Raw genomic sequence first — 15654 nt, forward strand, 5'->3', positions numbered from 1 at the left:
GCCCCCGCCATGTCCAGTCGCCGCCGCTTCATCGCCGGGTCCGCCGCCACCCTCGGCCTCGGCGCCCTGCCCGCGACAGCCGTGGCCGCCGACGCCCGGACGGCACCGGCACCGGCGGGGACCGCGAGCGCGGCGGCACCGACCCGCCCGCCGAACCTCGTCGTCGTGCTCGCCGACGACCTCGGACACGGCGAACTCGGCGCGTACGGCCAGAAGCTCATCACCACCCCGCGCCTCGACGGACTCGCCGCGGAGGGGCTGCGGTTCACGGACGCGTACTCGACGGCGGCCGTCTGCGCCCCCTCCCGCTGCTCGCTCCTCACCGGTCTGCACACCGGGCACGCCACCGTCCGGGCCAACCCGGCCGGGGCGCAGGGCTCCCTCACGGCCGCCGACACCACCTTCGCCCAGCTGCTCAGGGCCCGCGGCTACCGCACCGGAGTGATCGGCAAGTGGGGCTTCGGACCGGAGAGCGCCGGCCAGGCCAGCCACCCCAACGCCCGGGGTTTCGAGGAGTTCCACGGCTACATCGACCACGGCCACGCCCACCAGTACTACCCCGCGTACCTCTGGCACAACGGCGTCAAGGAGCCGATCGCCGCCAACGCGGGCGGCGCCAAGGGTGCCTACGCCCCGGACCTGCTGCGGCAGCGGGCGCTGGACTTCCTCGACCGCCACGCGGCCGAACCGTTCCTCCTCCTGCTCACCCCGACCGTGCCCCACGCCCCCAGCGACGTCCCGGACCACGGCGCGTACGCCTCCCGGACGTGGAGCGCCGCCGACAAGGGTCACGCCGCCCAGGTGAGCCTCTTCGACGCCCTCGTCGGCGACGTCGTCGACCGGCTGCGCGCCCTGGACCTCGCGGACGACACGATCGTCCTCGTCACCAGCGACAACGGTCCCCACGAGGAGGGCGGCGTCAACCCCGACCTGTTCGACTCCAACGGACCGCTGCGCGGCTACAAGCGCAACCTGTACGAGGGCGGCGTCCGCGTCCCCCTCGTCGCCTGGGGCCCCGGCCGGGTCAGGACCGGCACGAGCGACCGCCCGACCCCGCTCACCGACCTCCTCCCCACCCTCGCCGAACTCGGCGGCGCCCCCGCGCCCTCCGACGTCGACGGACTCTCGGTCGCGCCGCTGCTCGCCGGAGGCACGGAGGCGGCGCTCCACGACCACCTGTACTGGTTCCGCGACGAGCGGGGCGTCACCTCCCGCGCGAACGCCCAGGACAAGCAGCGGGCGACCTGGCTCGCCGAGGCGCTCCGCAAGGACCGGTGGAAGGCGGTCAGGTTCGCCCCCGTCCGCGACCACGCGCTGCCCGACGACCAGTGGCAGGTGGAGCTGTACGACCTCGCCACCGACATCGGCGAGAGCTCGGACCTCGCGTCCCGCCACCCCGCCCGGGCCGCCGAACTCGTCGCGCTGATGCGCTCCTCCTGGGAGGACACCTACCCCCGTGCCGCGTTCGGCACCACCCTCACCGTGCCGTCCCTCGCCGTCCCGGGCCAGGCCTTCACCGTCACCGCCGCCCTCGCCAACGGCTCGTCCCGGCCCTGGACCTCCGCGGCCCTCGCCCTGCGCGCCCCCGCGGGCTGGACCGTACAGGCCGTCACGCCCGCCACCGCCGGACAGCTCGCTCCGGGCGCCGCGCTCACCGTCGCCTGGCAGGTCACCCCGCGCGCCGGTGTCCCCGCCTCCACACCGTGGTCCCTCACCGCCGAAGGCACCGCACTCGCCCCGGGAGGTCCCGTGCGGTACGCGGACACGGGCCTCGTCACCACTCCGCCCGCGGCGCCCACCCGGGACAGCTACCTCTCCGACCTCACCTGGATCCACGCCGTCAACGGCTGGGGCCCCGTGGAACGCGACACGTCCAACGGCAAGAACTCCGGGGGCGACGGCACCCCGATCGCCTTCGGCGGCGCCACCTACGCCAAGGGCCTCGGCGTCCACGCCCACAGCGACGTGGCCTTCCACCTGGGCGGTGTCGGGGACCGGTTCACCGCCCTGGTCGGCATCGACGACTTCTCGGCCCGCCAGAGCTCCGTCGGCGCCACGCGCGCCACGGTGTACGGCGACGACCGCGTCCTGTTCACCAGCCCCGTCCTGACCGCCGCCGGCGGCCCCGTCCCGGTGGACGTCGACGTGCGGGGCGTCCGGGTCCTGCGCCTGGAGGTGGCGGACGCCAACGCCAGGACGTCCTTCGACCACACCTCCTGGGCCCTGGCCCGCGTCACGGTCCTCCAGGGGACGTGAGCGGAGCGTGGACCGGGGCCGGATGCCGCGCGGTCATTCCTCCGGCGGCACGCACAGCACCGGCACGGTCGACATGTGCAGCAGCTTGTGGGGTGTCGAGCCGAGGAGCGCGCCGCGCATCGGGCTCTCGCCCCAGCTGCCCACCACGATGACGCGGGCCGCGTGGCGGGTCGCAGCGTCGATGAGGGCCTGCGCCGGGTTCTTGTCGAGCACCTCGACGACGGTCGGCACACCCGCCCGGTCGGCCTCCGTGACCGCGTGCTCAAGGCCCGCGCGGCCGGTCTGGCGGATGGCCTCGTAGTGGGACCGGTACTCCTCGCCCAGCGGACCGGGCGCCGCCGCGCCGTAGACCAGCACGAGCCGCTCGTCGAAGGCGGCGGCCACCTCGACCGCGATCCGCAGCGCTCGGGCGGCGCCGGGGGATTCGTCGTAACCGAGCACGACCGACATCTCAGCGCTCCTTGCCGTGCACCAGGTCGGGGTCGGCCACGCCCGGCCGCTCCTCCCAGAAGGCGGGCGACCGCAGCCGCCACACGATCATGACCACCACCCCGGTGAGGGCGATGCCGATACCGATGACGAGCGGCGGCCCGAGGCCGAACCACGAGGTGCCGCTGTACGAGTTCGCGGGATCGGACATGTCGGAGACCGACCTCACCAGGAGCCAGATCAGGAGCCCGGCACCGACGAGCGGGCCGAGCCCGATCAGCAGGAAGTTGTGGATGCTCTCGAGGAGATGACGCCGGTAGTAGACGGCGCACGCGATGCCGGTGAGCGCGTAGTAGAACGCGATCAGGAGCGACAGCGCGGTCAGCGAGTCGAAGAGGGCGTTGGCGCTGATCTGGTTCACCACCAGGTACCAGCCGATGGCGATGCCCGCCACCCACCACGTACTCACGTCGGGGGTACGGAAGCGGGGGCTGATGTGGCCGTAGTGCGCGGGCAGCGCACGCCGCCGGGCCATGGAGAGCGCGGTCCGCGAGGCCGGGATGATCGTCGTCTGGGTGGAGGCGATGGCGGACGTGGCGACGGCCAGGAGCAGGACCCAGTCCCAGCCGCCCAGCACGTCGGTGGCGAGCTGGGCGAAGATGAACTCCTCCTCGCCCGCGTTCTCCGCCAGGAACTCCGGACCGGCGTACGCGACGACCGCGAACCCGACGGACACGTAGGTGACGAGCAGGATGACGGTCGACCAGAGGCCGGCCTTGCCGGGGGCCGTCGCGGAGTCCTTGACCTCCTCGGTGAGATTGACGGCGGACTCCCAGCCCCAGTAGATGAACACGCCGAGCAGCAGCCCGCCGGTCAGCGCCGCGCCTCCGGCGCCGAAGGGGTTCAGCCAGCTGAGGGCGGGTTCGACGGAGTCGTACGCGCTCGTGCCGTCGTACACCTTGTACAGCGCCACACCCACGAAGACCAGCAGGAAGGCGACCTGCGCCAGGATGAGGACGTTCTGCACATGGGCCGACAGCTCGGTGCCGATGACGCAGACGGCCGTCATCACCAGGATCAGGAGCACGGTGAGGGACTGCCGTACGAAGGTGTTGTCCACCCAGCTGTCGAGGCCGAAGGAGAGCAGCGCGAAGCTCACGGCCACGTCCGCGAGCGAGCCGACGACCAGGACGCCGGTCATCGCGATGGCCCAGCCACCGAGCCAGCCGGCCCACGGCCCCATCGCGCGCGTGACCCAGGAGAACGTCGTACCGCAGTCCTGGTCGACCTTGTTCAGGTAGTAGAACGCGGACGCGATGAGCAGCATCGGGACGAACGACGCGAACATCACGCCGGGTGCGTAGATCCCGGCGAGCGCGACGATCGGGCCGATGACGGCGGCCAGGGAGTACGCGGGGGAGGTCGAGTTGAGTCCGATGACGAGGGCGTCGACGAACCCGATCGCATTCGCCTTCAGGCCCGCGGGGCGACCGGCGGGTGAGGCGGGTTCCTCTGCGGCCATGGTGCCTCGCTCTGGAGAGGTATGCCTTCATCGTAGGGAGGGCGGGCCGGGGCTGCACGCCAGGGGCACGGGGGCGTACTCCGGCCGGGGGAGGGGGTCGACCGGGGGACGTCTCCCGGTCGCGCACGGTCACCCGGTAGCATCGCGCAGCCCGCCGTACCGTACTCGTCACCGAACGGAACGCCTGATGCCGAAGGATCTGGACGACTTCGCGGAACTCTCCACCCCTCTCGTCGCCGACGCCTGCGTGCGACTCGGCGAGCCGCTGCGCGCCGCGCCCGCCGGGATTCTGCCCGTCGTCGCGGGGCGGAAGGTCGCCGGGCGGGCCCTTCCCGTACGCCACTACGGCAGCGTCGACGTCTTCCTGGAGGCGTTCACCCGGGCGGAGCCCGGTGACGTCCTCGTCATCGACAACGCGGGCCGCCGCGACGAGGCCTGCATCGGCGACCTCGCCGTCCTGGAGGCGGAGGCGGCGGGTGTCGCCGGGGTCGTCGTGTGGGGCCTGCACCGGGACACGCCCGACCTCGTCGAGATCGGGCTGCCCGTCTTCTCGTACGGACGGCACGCGCCCGGCCCCGTGCGTGTCGACCCCCGGGACCCCGACGCGCTGACCGCGGCCCGGTTCGGTGAGCACACGGTGACCGCCGACGACGTCGTCTTCGCCGACGACGACGGTGTGCTGTTCGTGCCGGCCGCCCGGGTGGACGCCGTCCTCGACGTGGCCCGCACGCTGTTCCGCACGGAGCGGGAGCAGGCCCGCCGCATCAGGGCGGGGGAGACACTCCGGGCCCAGACCGGGTTCGACGCCTTTCTGGCGGCCCGGGCCGAGGACCCCACGTACACCTTTCGCCGGCATCTGCGCCGGATCGGCGGCGCGATCGAGGAGTGAACCGGGGAGTGCGGCGGGGCGCGCCGGGGATCGCGCGGGGGACGGCTAGGCGCGCCGAGGAGTGCGGTGGGTCGCGCCGAGTAGTGCGGCGGGGAGCACCGGGGCGTGCGGGGGATCAGCCCTCGAAGCCGACCGTGCCGTCGGGCAGGATCGCCTCCACGCGCGCGCCGTGCTCCACGGTGCGGCTCACGGTGCAGAACTTCTCGTGCGTCAGCCGCACCCCTCGGGCGAACACCTCGGCCGCCTTCGGGTTGTTGTCCGGCAGCTCGAACTCGTAGCTGACCCGGATACGGCCCACCCGGCCGTCGTCCTCGGGCCCGGAGACCGACTCCACCACGATCTTCAGGTCCTCGTGGTCCACGGCCCGCGCGGTCCGGTCCACGACCAGCCCGCCGCAGCCGCCCATCGCCGCGAGCAGCAACTCGACCGGGGTGAACGAGGGCTGCGCGTCGGCGTCGTCGGCGGCGGCCATCCGGACCTCCGCCCCCCGGTCGTTCCGGGCGGTCCAGTTCCGGTACCCGGTGCGGACGGTCTCGATCCGGTAGTCGGCCATGGCGGTGGGTCTCCTTCGTTCGGGGTGCGTGCTCGTACGGTACGGCGCCCCGGTCAAGCAACCCCACCGCCCCCGCCCGGCCAAGCGGACGCGCCGGGCGGGCCCGCACCGGAGAGGTGAGTACCGGGACCCGCGCGGACCCGCGCGCGGACGGGCCCGGGCGACGGGAGGGGAGGCACCCCCCCCGCCGACGGCGGCCCCGCCCCCGGGCTCCGTGGTGCTGCTCCCCGTCCTCTGCCCGGGGCCCGTCGACCGGCCCCGGCTGAGCGTGCCGCCCGCGCGGCGGCGACTACCGCCGCTGGTCCGCGCGGGCGTGGACCTGCACGCCCCATGCCTCCGCGACGGCGCTCCAGACGGCGCGGAGTTCGGGCTCCGCATCCCGTACCGAGGCCACCAGGGCTGCCGGGTCGGTGCCCGACTCGCGGAGCCGCTCGCCGTCCTCGGCCGCCCACCCCGCCACCGTGGTCCCGCCCGCCTCCGGGTGGAACTGCACCGCCCAGCAGGCGCTCCCGACCCGGAAGGCCTGGTGCCGGCAGTCGTCGCCCGTCAGCAGCGGGACCGCGCCGGGTGGCAGTCGGTCCACGTCGTCCCAGTGCCACTGCGCCGCGAGGGCACCGTCCGGGACCCCTCCGAGCACCGGATCGTCCGTCGCGGCCGGCAGCCTCCTGAGCGGCACGGCGCCCAACTCCGGCCCCTGGGGACGCGTCGTGACCGAGCCGCCCAGGGCGTGGGCGACGATCTGTCCGCCCAGGCAGATCCCGAGCAGCGGTACGCCCTCGGTCACGGCCTCCCGGACGAGCGCCCGGACCCCCGGCAGCCAGGGCGCGGCCTCGTCGTCCTCACAGTTCACCGAGCCACCGAGGACCAACAGCCCCGCATGGCCGCCCAGGTCGCCCGGGAGGGCCTCCCCCACCCAGGCGCGCACCACGTCGAGCCGGAGGCCGGCCCGTACGAGGCGCTCACCGACGAGCCCCGCACCCGCCTCCTCCTCGTGCTGCACCACGAGTACGGCCGCGGGCCCGCGTGCGGTGCCGGCCGGGGCCCCGCTCCCGGCTTTCTCCGCCGCGCCCGCAGGCCCCGCAGCCCCCGTCGTCTCTGTCGTCACGGCCGGTCCGCCTCCCAAGGCCACGTCCGGGAACGCCTCGTCGCGTTCGCCGACCCCGAGGATCGCGGAAGAAACGTTCGTGGGGGACCCCTCGGAGGCTCCCGCGCGATCACGTCTGAGTAGCGGCCTGCGCCCACCTGAGTATCCGGACCGATACGGCGCCGCCCGCGCCCTGCTGGACTGTGACCATGACCTACGACGTCCGGCGCACCCGCCGTCTCCAGCACGTCACCGCCACCGGCACGGCACTCGCCGTCGCCCTCGGCCCGGTGGTCGTCGGTGCGTTGCTCGCCCGGTCGGTGGGCGGCGACCCGATGGCATCCGTCAACGCCCTGATCGCGGGCGGCGGACAGCGCGCCCGGATCTCGTCCGCCCGGCTCCGCTCGGGTGGCCTGCGCCGCTCGGGCGCACCGCTCCGCTCCCGGGCGACGCGGCGGGCCGTCCGCCCGCCCCTCGGCGCCCGTTCGGCACCGATCCGCCGCCTCGCCCGTACGGCTCCGCTGCCGCGCCGGGCCGGATCGGCCGCGCGGTTCGCACGCCAGGAGGGGGGAGCCCTCCGGCGTCTTCTCCCGAGGGTGCGGCTCTCGGAGGAGCGGACGGGCCGACCCGACGAGGCCGACCGCCGCCAGGTGCGGGGCGACGCGGTCCGCTGACCAGCGGTACACGGCGGACGTGACCTCGTGACCTGACACTCGCCGGGTCGAACGGCTCCCGGTGGGCACCCACATGAGCGATGATCGCCACATCCGAGGAGGCACCCGGGTGCGTCAGCTTCGGGGCCATGACGAAGGGCACACCGAATGGCGAGGCGGCACCCCGTGCGGGAGGACCACTCCACGAGCGGCAGCGGGGACGGAGGCACGCGTCCGGAGGGTGCGGTCGGTGACGACGCGTCACGCGGCACCAGCCGGCGCCGGTTCCTCGGGTACGTCCTCGCCGCCCCCACCCTCACGGTCGCCGCACAGCTCGGCGCCGAGGCACTCGCGCCCCGGCAGGCCGCCGCCGCGGCCCCGGCGCTCATCCCCTCGCTCCCCGGCCCCGCCGAACTCCTCGACCTCAACGAGCTGCTCACCCTCGCGGCGCTGCCCACCAGCCACCTCATCACCATCCGTCTCGACGAGGACGGCACCGCCCACTTCGCACTGCCCCGCGCCGAGGTCGGCCAGGGCATCACCACCTCCAGCGCCATGATCGTCGCCGAGGAACTCGACCTGCCCCTGGACAAGGTCGAGGTCACGCTCGCCGACGCGCGCCCCGAGCTGCTCTTCAACCAGCTGACCGGCGGCTCCAACACCACCTACTCCACCTATCACCCCCTGCGCGTCGCCGCCGCCGTCGCCCGCGGCCGGCTCCTGCGCGCCGCCTCCCTCGTCCTCGGCGAGGCCGTCGGCACCCTCACCACCAAGGCGGGCGCCGTCCTCTCCCCGACCGGCGCGCTGCTCGGCTACGGCGAGCTCGCCGTGAAGGCCGCCGCCGTGTCCGACACCGCCGTCGAGGTCACCCTCAAGGACTCCGGCCGCTTCCGGCTCATCGGCACCGCACAGCGCCGCGTCGACGCCCTCGAAGCGATCACCGGCCGCAAGAAGTTCGCCATGGACCTCCAGGTCCCGGACGCCCTGCCCACCATGGTCTGCCGTCCGCCCACCATCAACGGCACGGTCCGCTCCGTCGCCAACCTCGCCGAGGTCCGGGCCATGCCGGGCGTCACCGACGTCGTCACCGTCTCCACCGGCGTCGCCGTCCGCGGCCGCACCTTCGGCCAGTGCATCGACGCCGTGCGCGCCCTCCGGGTCGACTGGGGGCCCGGCACCGCCGAGGGCGCCTCCGACGCGACCGTCCTCGCGAAGCTCCGCCGCGCCGAACTCCCCCTGGTCGTACCGCCGCTGCCGCTGCTCACCAAGGCCGTCGACGCCCGCTTCACCTTCCACTTCGCGAGCAACGCCGCCCTGGAGACCAACTGCGCGATCGCCGACGTCCGGGAGGACTCCGCCGAGATCTGGGGCTCGCTCAAGGCCCCGATCGTCGCGCAGGAACAGATCGCCCTGAAGCTCGGTCTGCCGGTCTCCGCCGTCCGCGTCCATGTCACCGAGGGAGGCGGCTCCTTCGGTCGCAAGCTCTTCCACGACGCCGCGGACGAGGCCGCCGAGATCTCCCGCGCCATGGGCAAGCCCGTCAAGCTGATGTGGCACCGGACCGACGACTTCCGTCAGGGCCGTACGCACCCGATGTCCACCTCACGGGTCCGCGCCACGTACACGCTCGGCGAGGTCCTCACGTACGAGCAGCGGCACACCTCGGTGGCCACCGACTTCGGGCACGGCATCGGCGAGGTCCTCACGGCGGAGGCGGCCCGGCTGCCCGTCGGCGACCTCGCCTTCTCCGAGACGATGTTCCAGCTCACCCAGATCAGCCCCTACCACCTCGGGGTCACCACCCAGCTGCTCTCCGAGACCGACAAGGGCTTCAACACCGGGTCCATGCGCAACATCTACTCGCCCAACGTCCGCTGCGCACAGGAACTCGTCATGGACGAACTGGCCCGGCGCATGGGCCAGGACGGATACGCGATGCGCCGCCGGCTCCTGAAGGACCCGCGCGCCCGCGCCGTCCTCGACAAGGTCGCCGAGGTGGGGGAGTGGGGCCGCACCATGCCCGCCGGCACCGCCCAGGGCATCGCCGTCCACACCGAGTACCACTCCGTCGTCGCCATGCTCGTCGAGATCGACTGCCGCCCCGGGACCACCGGGCGGAAGATCCCCGGCGCGGTCACCGGACCCCGGGTGACCAAGGTGGTCTGCGCCGTCGACGTCGGTCTCGCCGTCAACCCGCGCGGCCTGGAGGCCCAGATGATGGGCGGCATCTCGGACGGCATCGCCATCACCCTGACGTCCGGCCTCCACCTGCGCGACGGGCACTTCCTCGAAGGCAGCTGGGACCAGTACTTCTACACCCGGCAGTGGAACACCCCGCCCGAGCTCGAGATCATCGTGATGCCCTCGACCGGCGACAAGCCGGGCGGCGCGGGCGAACTCGCGGTCGCCGGAGCCATGGCCGCCGTCGCCTGCGCCTACGGCCGGGCCACCGGGACCATGCCGACGGTCTTCCCCGTCAACCACGCCGATCCGCTCGCCTTCACCCCCCTGCCGACCGTCCCGCCCGTCCCCGCCTCGCCGACCGACGGCCGCGACCGCGCCCTCTGAGACCTGGAGCAGCACCCGTGCCGCAGCACACCTTCATCCTGAACGGCAAGGCCGTCACCGCCGACGTCGAGGGCGACGTCCGGCTCCTCTGGGTCCTCCGGGACGTCCTGGGCGTCACCGGCCCCAAGTACGGCTGCGGGGTCGGCGTCTGCCGGGCCTGTACGAGCCACCTCAACGGCAAGGCGTTCACGCCCTGCGCCGTGCCCGTCGAGGACCTCGCCCCGAACGACGAGGTCACCACCATCGAGGGGCTCCCCGACACCGTCGGAAGCGACCTCCACCCCATGCAGGAGGCCTGGCTCGACCTCGACGTCGCCCAGTGCGGCTACTGCCAGCCGGGCCAGATCATGACCGCGGTCGCGGAAGTGCGCCGGGCCCGGGAGGCCGGGCGCGAGATCACCGAGGCGGACCTGGACACGATCCGCAACATCTGCCGGTGCGGGACCTACCACCGCATCCGGCAGGCCGTGCTCGACGGCGCGCGCAGGATGACCTGACCTCCGGTCAGGCGGACGGCTCCGGCTTCTCCCGTACCGCGTCCAGATACTCCGCCACCGCGTCCCGGTTCCGGGTGAGGCAGCGGATCCGCTCGGTCATCCGGTCCCGCTCCTCCTCCAGGGTGGCCAGCATCTCCGGGGTGGCGTCCGGGAAGTGGATGATCCGCGGCTTGTTCAGGCAGGGCAGGATCTGCTTGATGATCCGGGTCGGCAGACCGGCGTCCAGAAGGCCCCGGATCTGCAGGACCCGGTCCAGGTTCGACTCGTCGTAGACCCGGTAGCCGTTCGGCAGCCGGTCCGCGACGATGAGACCCTGCTCCTCGTAGTAGCGCAGCAGCCGGCGCGGTGTTCCGGTGCGCTCCGACAGTTCCCCGATCCGCATGGACGCCCCTCCAGGGACTTGCTTGACCTTCACATCAATGTGAGGGTTCGAGCATAGATCCATGGCCAACGACACGACAGCGGCGGCCGGTTCCGCCGCGCCCGCCACCCCCGAGATCCCCTCCGGCCCGCTGCCGCTCCCCGCACTGCTCGCCCTCGCCACCGCCGTCTTCGTCACCAGCCTCACCGAGACGCTCCCCGCCGGTGTGCTGCCCGGCATGAGCGCCGACCTCGGCGTCGGCGAGGCCGCCATGGGCCAGGCGGTCACCGTCTACGCCCTCGGCACCGCCCTCACCGCCGTCCCGCTTGCCGCCCGCACCGCCGCATGGCGCCGCAAGCGGCTGCTGCTCACCTCGGTCGCCGGTTTCGCCGCCGCCAACACCGTGACGGCCGTCTCCTCCTCGTACGCCCTCACCATGGGCGCCCGGTTCCTCGCCGGGGTCGCCGCGGGCGTCGCCTGGGCCCTGCTCGCCGGCTACGCCCGGCGGATCGTCCCGCCGCACCTCCAGGGCCGGGCCGTCGCCGTCGCCATGACCGGCATCCCCCTGGCGCTCTCCCTCGGCGTGCCGGCCGGCACCTTCCTCGGTGAGGCCGTGGGCTGGCGGGTCGCCTTCACCGCCATGACCGTGATCGCCGTCGCCCTGCTCGGCTGGATAGCCCTCGCCGTCCCCGACCTGCCGGGCGAGGCGCACGGCGGGTGCGCCCCGGTCGCCCGGACCCTGAGGGTGCCCGGCGTCCTCCCGGTCCTGGCCGTCACGTTCACCCTCGTCCTGGCCCACACCGTCCTCTACACCTACGTCGCCGCCTACCTCGGGCATCGCGGCCTGGCCGGCTCCACCGCCGTCGTCCTGCTGGTCTTCGGCGCCGCCTCGCTCGCCGGGATCTGGTTCACCGGACGGCACATCGACCGCAGGCTCCGGATCCTGACCCTCGCCGGCACGATCCTCGTCGCCCTCGCGGCCGCCGTGCTCGCCGTCCCGGCGGGCGGCACCGCGCTCGTCCTGACGGCCGCCGCGCTCTGGGGGTTCGGCTGGGGCGGTGCGCCCACTCTCCTCCAGACGGCCGCCGCCGACGCGGGCGGAGAGCACGCCGACACCGCCCAGACGCTGCTGGTCAGCCTCTGGAACGCCGCCATGGCGGCGGGCGGCATCGCCGGCGGCGTCCTGCTCGACGTGCTCGGTGCGGGCGTCCTGTCCTGGAGTGTGCTCGTCCTTCTCGTCCCGGTGGTCGCGATCGTGGCGGGGGCCCGCGCCCACGGCTTCCCGGCCCGTCCGGCCTCCCGCCGGTGAACCGGAGCGCCCGCGGACCGTGTCCGCCGGGAACACCCGAAGGCCCCCACCGCATCACCGCAGTGGGGGCCTTCGTACGGTCCGTGGACCGGTCAGGCGGCCGGCGGGACCCTGGACGGCCGTCCGCCGCCGCGCGTCAGCACGTAGCCGCCGATGCCCGCGAGGGCCGCGAGGATGCCGCCCGCCGCGGTCCAGATCCAGCGGTCGGACCACCAGCCGGAGGACCAGCCGTCCTCCGGGGCGGCGGCCTCGACGGCGGAGGGCCGGCCGGCCTCCTCGTCGGCCTCCGCCAGGTCGGCCGTCGTCGCGCCGGGTACGAGCGGCGCGGCGAGCGAGCCGTCGGTCGCGTAGGCGCCGCCCTTGTCGACGGTGCTCACCCCGAGCCGGGCCGTGAACGGCTGGCCGAGGTCCTCGTCCGGCAGCGAGGTGGCGGTGAGCCGCACGTAGTAGCTGCCGGGCAGCGGGTCGTTCGACCAGGTGTCCGCCGAGGCGCGGACCGGTCGCAGCACACAGGTGAGCCGCACGGCTGCGGTCTCCTTGGCCGCGGCGCGGGACTGGGTCCCGTACATGCACGGCTGGCGGCGCCGGAGCCCGTCGTACACGTCGACCCGCCAGGTGGCGGGTCCGTGCCGCAGGGCCGCGTCGGGCAGGGTGACGGTGGCGTTCACCGTCGGCCGCTGCCCGGTGTCCGCCGGGAACACCCAGTACAGGTAGTCACCCGTGGCGGCCTGCGCGGTGGCCTCCTGGCCGGGAAGGAACCGGGCGGCCGTACGGAACGTGGTTCCGGCCTCCGTGGGCCCCGCGGTGGAGGCGTCCTTGCCCGGGTCGGTCGAGGGCGAGGGGGAGTCGGCCAGGGCGGCGGGGGCCGCGAGTCCGAGGAGAGCGGCGCCGGCGAGGGCGGCCGCGGCGAGCGTGCGTACGGTACGCATCAGTGGGTCCTCCAGACAGCGACGCGCCAACGGGACAGCCAGCCCCAGAGCAGACCGGCCACGAAGCCGACGAGCACCAGCGCGCCGAGCAGCCACCAGCCGCGACCGAGACCGAACGAGGCCACGTCCGAGGCGGTCGACGGGCCGTCGACGACGTCCACCGTCAGCTCGATGGGCATGCCCGGCGTCGTCTTGACCGACGGGGGAGCGGAGAACGAGTTGCTGACCTGGAGACAGACCGTCTCCGCGGCCGGCTTGCCGTCCTCGGGCTCGTCGTCGAGCTCCGGCTTCGGGTAGCGCAGGCCCGTCGAGACGACGTCGGTGCGTCCGTCGCCGGCCTCGGAGCCGCGGACGATCTCCCGGCCGTGGCGGGTGACGGCGCGCAGCAGCACGCCGTAGTCGTTGTTGACGGCGCGGTCGGCCGACACGCTGACGGAGGCGCGGAGTTCCTGACCGGGCAGCAGGTCCATCCGGTACCAGCGGTGCTGACCGAAGGCCTCGCGGTCGGTGTAGAGGCCGGGCTTGAGCTGCGGCGCGTCGGCGCAGCGCAGCGTGCCCTCGGTGGCCACGGGGGTGACGACCGGGTCGGCGGCGCGGTCGACCAACTGCCGGACCCGGCGGGAGAGGTCCTCGGTGCGGTGGACGGAGGTGTACGTGCCTCCGGTGGCCTCCGCGATGCAGGTGAGCTGCTGCCGGGTCTTGGCGTCCGGCACCAGGCCCAGGGTGTCGATGACGAGATGGATGCCCTTCGCCGCGATCTCGCGCGCCACCTGGCACGGGTCGAGCGGGGCGCAGGTGTCCTCGCCGTCCGTGATGAGCACGATCCGCCGGGTGGCGTCACCGCCCTCCAGGTCCTCGGCCGCTCCGAGCAGCGCCGGACCGATCGGCGTCCAGCCGGTCGGGGCCAGGGTGGCCACGGCGGTCTTGGCCTCGGTCCGGTCGAGCGGGCCCACCGGGTAGAGCTGCCGGGTGTCCTTGCAGCCCCGCTTGCGGTCCTGCCCGGGGTAGTCGGCGCCCAGGGTGCGGATGCCGAGCCGGACCTCCGAGGGCACCGCGTCGAGGACCTCGTTGAAGGCCTGCTTGGCCGCGGCCATCCGGGACTTGCCGTCGATGTCCTTGGCCCGCATGGAGCCGCTCACGTCGAGGACCAGCTCGACCTTGGGGGATTCCTTCGCCACCGGCGCGTCCGCGGTCGCGCCCGTCGGCAGGAGCGCGACGCTCAGGGCGGCGAGCAGCGCGCAGGCCCCGGTCGCCAGCCGTTTTCTCGTGATCATCGCCGGATCGTATTGATGATCCTCCGACAATCCAAAACGGGGGCGGTCGCCGTTGCCTGAGACGCGGTCAGAGCCGGGGCCTGAGGTGCGACCGGGTGAAGTCGTTCCCGGGGCGTCCCGAGCCCGGGTCCGGAGAGGAGGGTCCTGGCCCGCCGGTCAGGCGCTCGCGCACCGGCGGGGTGGAACGCGGCGGTGCGACAGCCGGGTGAGAGGCTGGTGGGCGGGCGCGCCGAAGTGTGGGGGGAACACGTGGATTCGCTGGCTTTGACCGATGCCGCCGGGGCGGGGGAGGACAGGTTCGACTGGTTCTGCGAGACGGTCTCCCGTGCCTTCATGCCTGTCATGCTCAGCACACGTCGTGCGGCCGACTTCCGGGCGAGCATGACGGACCTGGATCTCGGCACGGTGCGGCTGTCCGCCGTGTCCTGCTCGCCCGTGCTCTCGCGCCGCACCCCGACGCACGTCCGCCGTGCCGATCCGGAGCACCTGCAGCTGGCGCTCGTCACTCAAGGCGAAGTGTGGATGTCCCAGCACGGCAACGAGTCGGTGGTCGCGGGGGGACTCGTGCTCACGGACACCTCACGGCCGAGCGAGGGGGCGTGCACCGCGCGGCAGATCGAGTCGGTGGTCCTGCAGATCCCCCGCCAGGCGCTGGCACTGAGACCCGACCGGGTGAACCGCCTCCTCGCACGGAACCTGGCCGCGGACGCCGGGTCAGGGGCGATCCTCGCCGACTTCCTGAAGGCGCTGCACTCACGAGGCCCGCAATGTCGCCCTGAGGAGCTGCGCGCCATGGGGTCCGTCGCCCTCGACCTGGCCACCGCGTTCCTTGCGCGGCAGCTAGGGGACCCCGAGGAAGCACCCGCCGAGGCGCGCGCACAGGAGACGCTGCAGCGGATCCACCGCTTCATCGAGAGCAACCTCGGCGACCCGGGCCTGACTCCCGAGCTGATCGCCGATCGGCACAACATGTCCGTGCGGGGTCTCTACCGCCTGTTCGGCGACCAGCCCCGGACCGTCGCGGCACACATCCGCCAGAGCCGCCTGGAGCACGCCCACGCCGACCTCGCACGCGGGGAACTGAGCGGTCAGCCCGTGCAGACGATCGCGGCTCGCTGGGGCTTCTCCAGCGCGACCGGGTTCAGCCGGGCGTTCCGCGAGGCCTACGGAATGACGCCTGTCGAACACCGCGCCCTCTCCCTGGCCGCCCCGTGGCACGCAGAGGACAGAAACCCGGCAGGCCATGCACACCACCACGCGCTGCCCGGGCCTACATTCTCCGCTGGGGACAGCGCCACAGCGTGAACGGAGCCACGGGACGACAATCCCG

The 15654-nt window shown here is 73.7% G+C and carries 14 protein-coding genes; 7 read left to right on the forward strand and 7 right to left on the reverse strand.

The window, feature by feature from the left end:
* Positions 1-9: 9 nt before the first annotated feature.
* Complete coding sequence (locus tag ACIP84_RS10335; protein ID WP_401796919.1) at positions 10-2256, forward strand: sulfatase-like hydrolase/transferase; 2247 nt, start codon at positions 10-12, stop codon at positions 2254-2256.
* Positions 2257-2289: 33 nt separating this feature from the next.
* Here ACIP84_RS10335 and ACIP84_RS10340 read toward each other — a convergent pair whose 3' ends face one another.
* Both ACIP84_RS10340 and ACIP84_RS10345 read right to left on the reverse strand, forming a co-directional pair.
* A complete protein-coding gene (locus ACIP84_RS10340; protein ID WP_266974444.1) occupies positions 2290-2706 on the reverse strand; it encodes a universal stress protein in 417 nt (138 codons plus the stop codon).
* A gap of 1 nt (position 2707) precedes the next feature.
* Complete coding sequence (locus ACIP84_RS10345) at positions 2708-4207, reverse strand: APC family permease (RefSeq protein WP_355958591.1); 1500 nt, start codon at positions 4205-4207, stop codon at positions 2708-2710.
* A gap of 187 nt (positions 4208-4394) precedes the next feature.
* Here ACIP84_RS10345 and ACIP84_RS10350 point away from each other — a divergent pair, with 187 nt between their 5' ends.
* Positions 4395-5096 carry an RraA family protein gene (locus ACIP84_RS10350; RefSeq protein ID WP_355958589.1) on the forward strand — a complete coding sequence of 234 codons (702 nt, stop codon included), beginning with the start codon at positions 4395-4397 and terminating at the stop codon, positions 5094-5096.
* Positions 5097-5211: 115 nt separating this feature from the next.
* On the opposite strand, the gene ACIP84_RS10355 is transcribed toward ACIP84_RS10350, so the two are convergent.
* Positions 5212-5649 carry an OsmC family protein gene (locus ACIP84_RS10355; protein WP_355958587.1) on the reverse strand — a complete coding sequence of 146 codons (438 nt, stop codon included), beginning with the start codon at positions 5647-5649 and terminating at the stop codon, positions 5212-5214.
* A gap of 289 nt (positions 5650-5938) precedes the next feature.
* Positions 5939-6754 carry a type 1 glutamine amidotransferase gene (locus ACIP84_RS10360; RefSeq protein ID WP_401796924.1) on the reverse strand — a complete coding sequence of 272 codons (816 nt, stop codon included), beginning with the start codon at positions 6752-6754 and terminating at the stop codon, positions 5939-5941.
* Positions 6755-6942: 188 nt separating this feature from the next.
* On the opposite strand from ACIP84_RS10360, the gene ACIP84_RS10365 reads away from it, so the two are divergent.
* The 3 genes from ACIP84_RS10365 (at position 6943) to ACIP84_RS10375 (ending at position 10451) form a co-directional block, all read left to right on the forward strand.
* A complete protein-coding gene (locus ACIP84_RS10365; RefSeq protein WP_355958583.1) occupies positions 6943-7407 on the forward strand; it encodes a hypothetical protein in 465 nt (154 codons plus the stop codon).
* A gap of 147 nt (positions 7408-7554) precedes the next feature.
* Positions 7555-9954 carry a molybdopterin cofactor-binding domain-containing protein gene (locus ACIP84_RS10370; protein WP_401796927.1) on the forward strand — a complete coding sequence of 800 codons (2400 nt, stop codon included), beginning with the start codon at positions 7555-7557 and terminating at the stop codon, positions 9952-9954.
* A 17-nt stretch (positions 9955-9971) separates the two neighbouring features.
* Positions 9972-10451 (forward strand): (2Fe-2S)-binding protein, encoded by a 480-nt coding sequence (locus tag ACIP84_RS10375; protein ID WP_030314833.1) that lies wholly within the window; start codon positions 9972-9974, stop codon positions 10449-10451.
* Between the two features lie 7 nt (positions 10452-10458).
* On the opposite strand, the gene ACIP84_RS10380 is transcribed toward ACIP84_RS10375, so the two are convergent.
* Complete coding sequence (locus ACIP84_RS10380; RefSeq protein WP_401796930.1) at positions 10459-10833, reverse strand: MerR family transcriptional regulator; 375 nt, start codon at positions 10831-10833, stop codon at positions 10459-10461.
* Between the two features lie 61 nt (positions 10834-10894).
* On the opposite strand from ACIP84_RS10380, the gene ACIP84_RS10385 reads away from it, so the two are divergent.
* On the forward strand, positions 10895-12121 hold the full coding sequence (locus ACIP84_RS10385; RefSeq protein WP_401796933.1) for an MFS transporter: 1227 nt from the start codon (positions 10895-10897) through the stop codon (positions 12119-12121).
* Between the two features lie 92 nt (positions 12122-12213).
* Here the strand turns inward: ACIP84_RS10385 and ACIP84_RS10390 are convergent, their stop codons facing one another.
* Positions 12214-13050: a hypothetical protein gene (locus ACIP84_RS10390; protein ID WP_401796936.1), complete on the reverse strand. Its 837-nt coding sequence runs from the start codon at positions 13048-13050 to the stop codon at positions 12214-12216.
* Positions 13050-14324 carry a VWA domain-containing protein gene (locus ACIP84_RS10395; RefSeq protein ID WP_401796939.1) on the reverse strand — a complete coding sequence of 425 codons (1275 nt, stop codon included), beginning with the start codon at positions 14322-14324 and terminating at the stop codon, positions 13050-13052. Before ACIP84_RS10395 ends, ACIP84_RS10390 begins: the two co-directional genes overlap by 1 nt.
* 264 nt (positions 14325-14588) lie before the next feature.
* Between ACIP84_RS10395 and ACIP84_RS10400 the strand changes: the two genes are divergently transcribed.
* Positions 14589-15629, forward strand: a complete 1041-nt coding sequence (locus tag ACIP84_RS10400; RefSeq protein WP_401796942.1) for a helix-turn-helix domain-containing protein — start codon at positions 14589-14591, stop codon at positions 15627-15629.
* The last annotated feature ends 25 nt before the right edge of the window (positions 15630-15654 follow it).

It is taken from the genome of Streptomyces sp. NPDC088707, from assembly GCF_044752725.1.
Classification (GTDB): domain Bacteria; phylum Actinomycetota; class Actinomycetes; order Streptomycetales; family Streptomycetaceae; genus Streptomyces.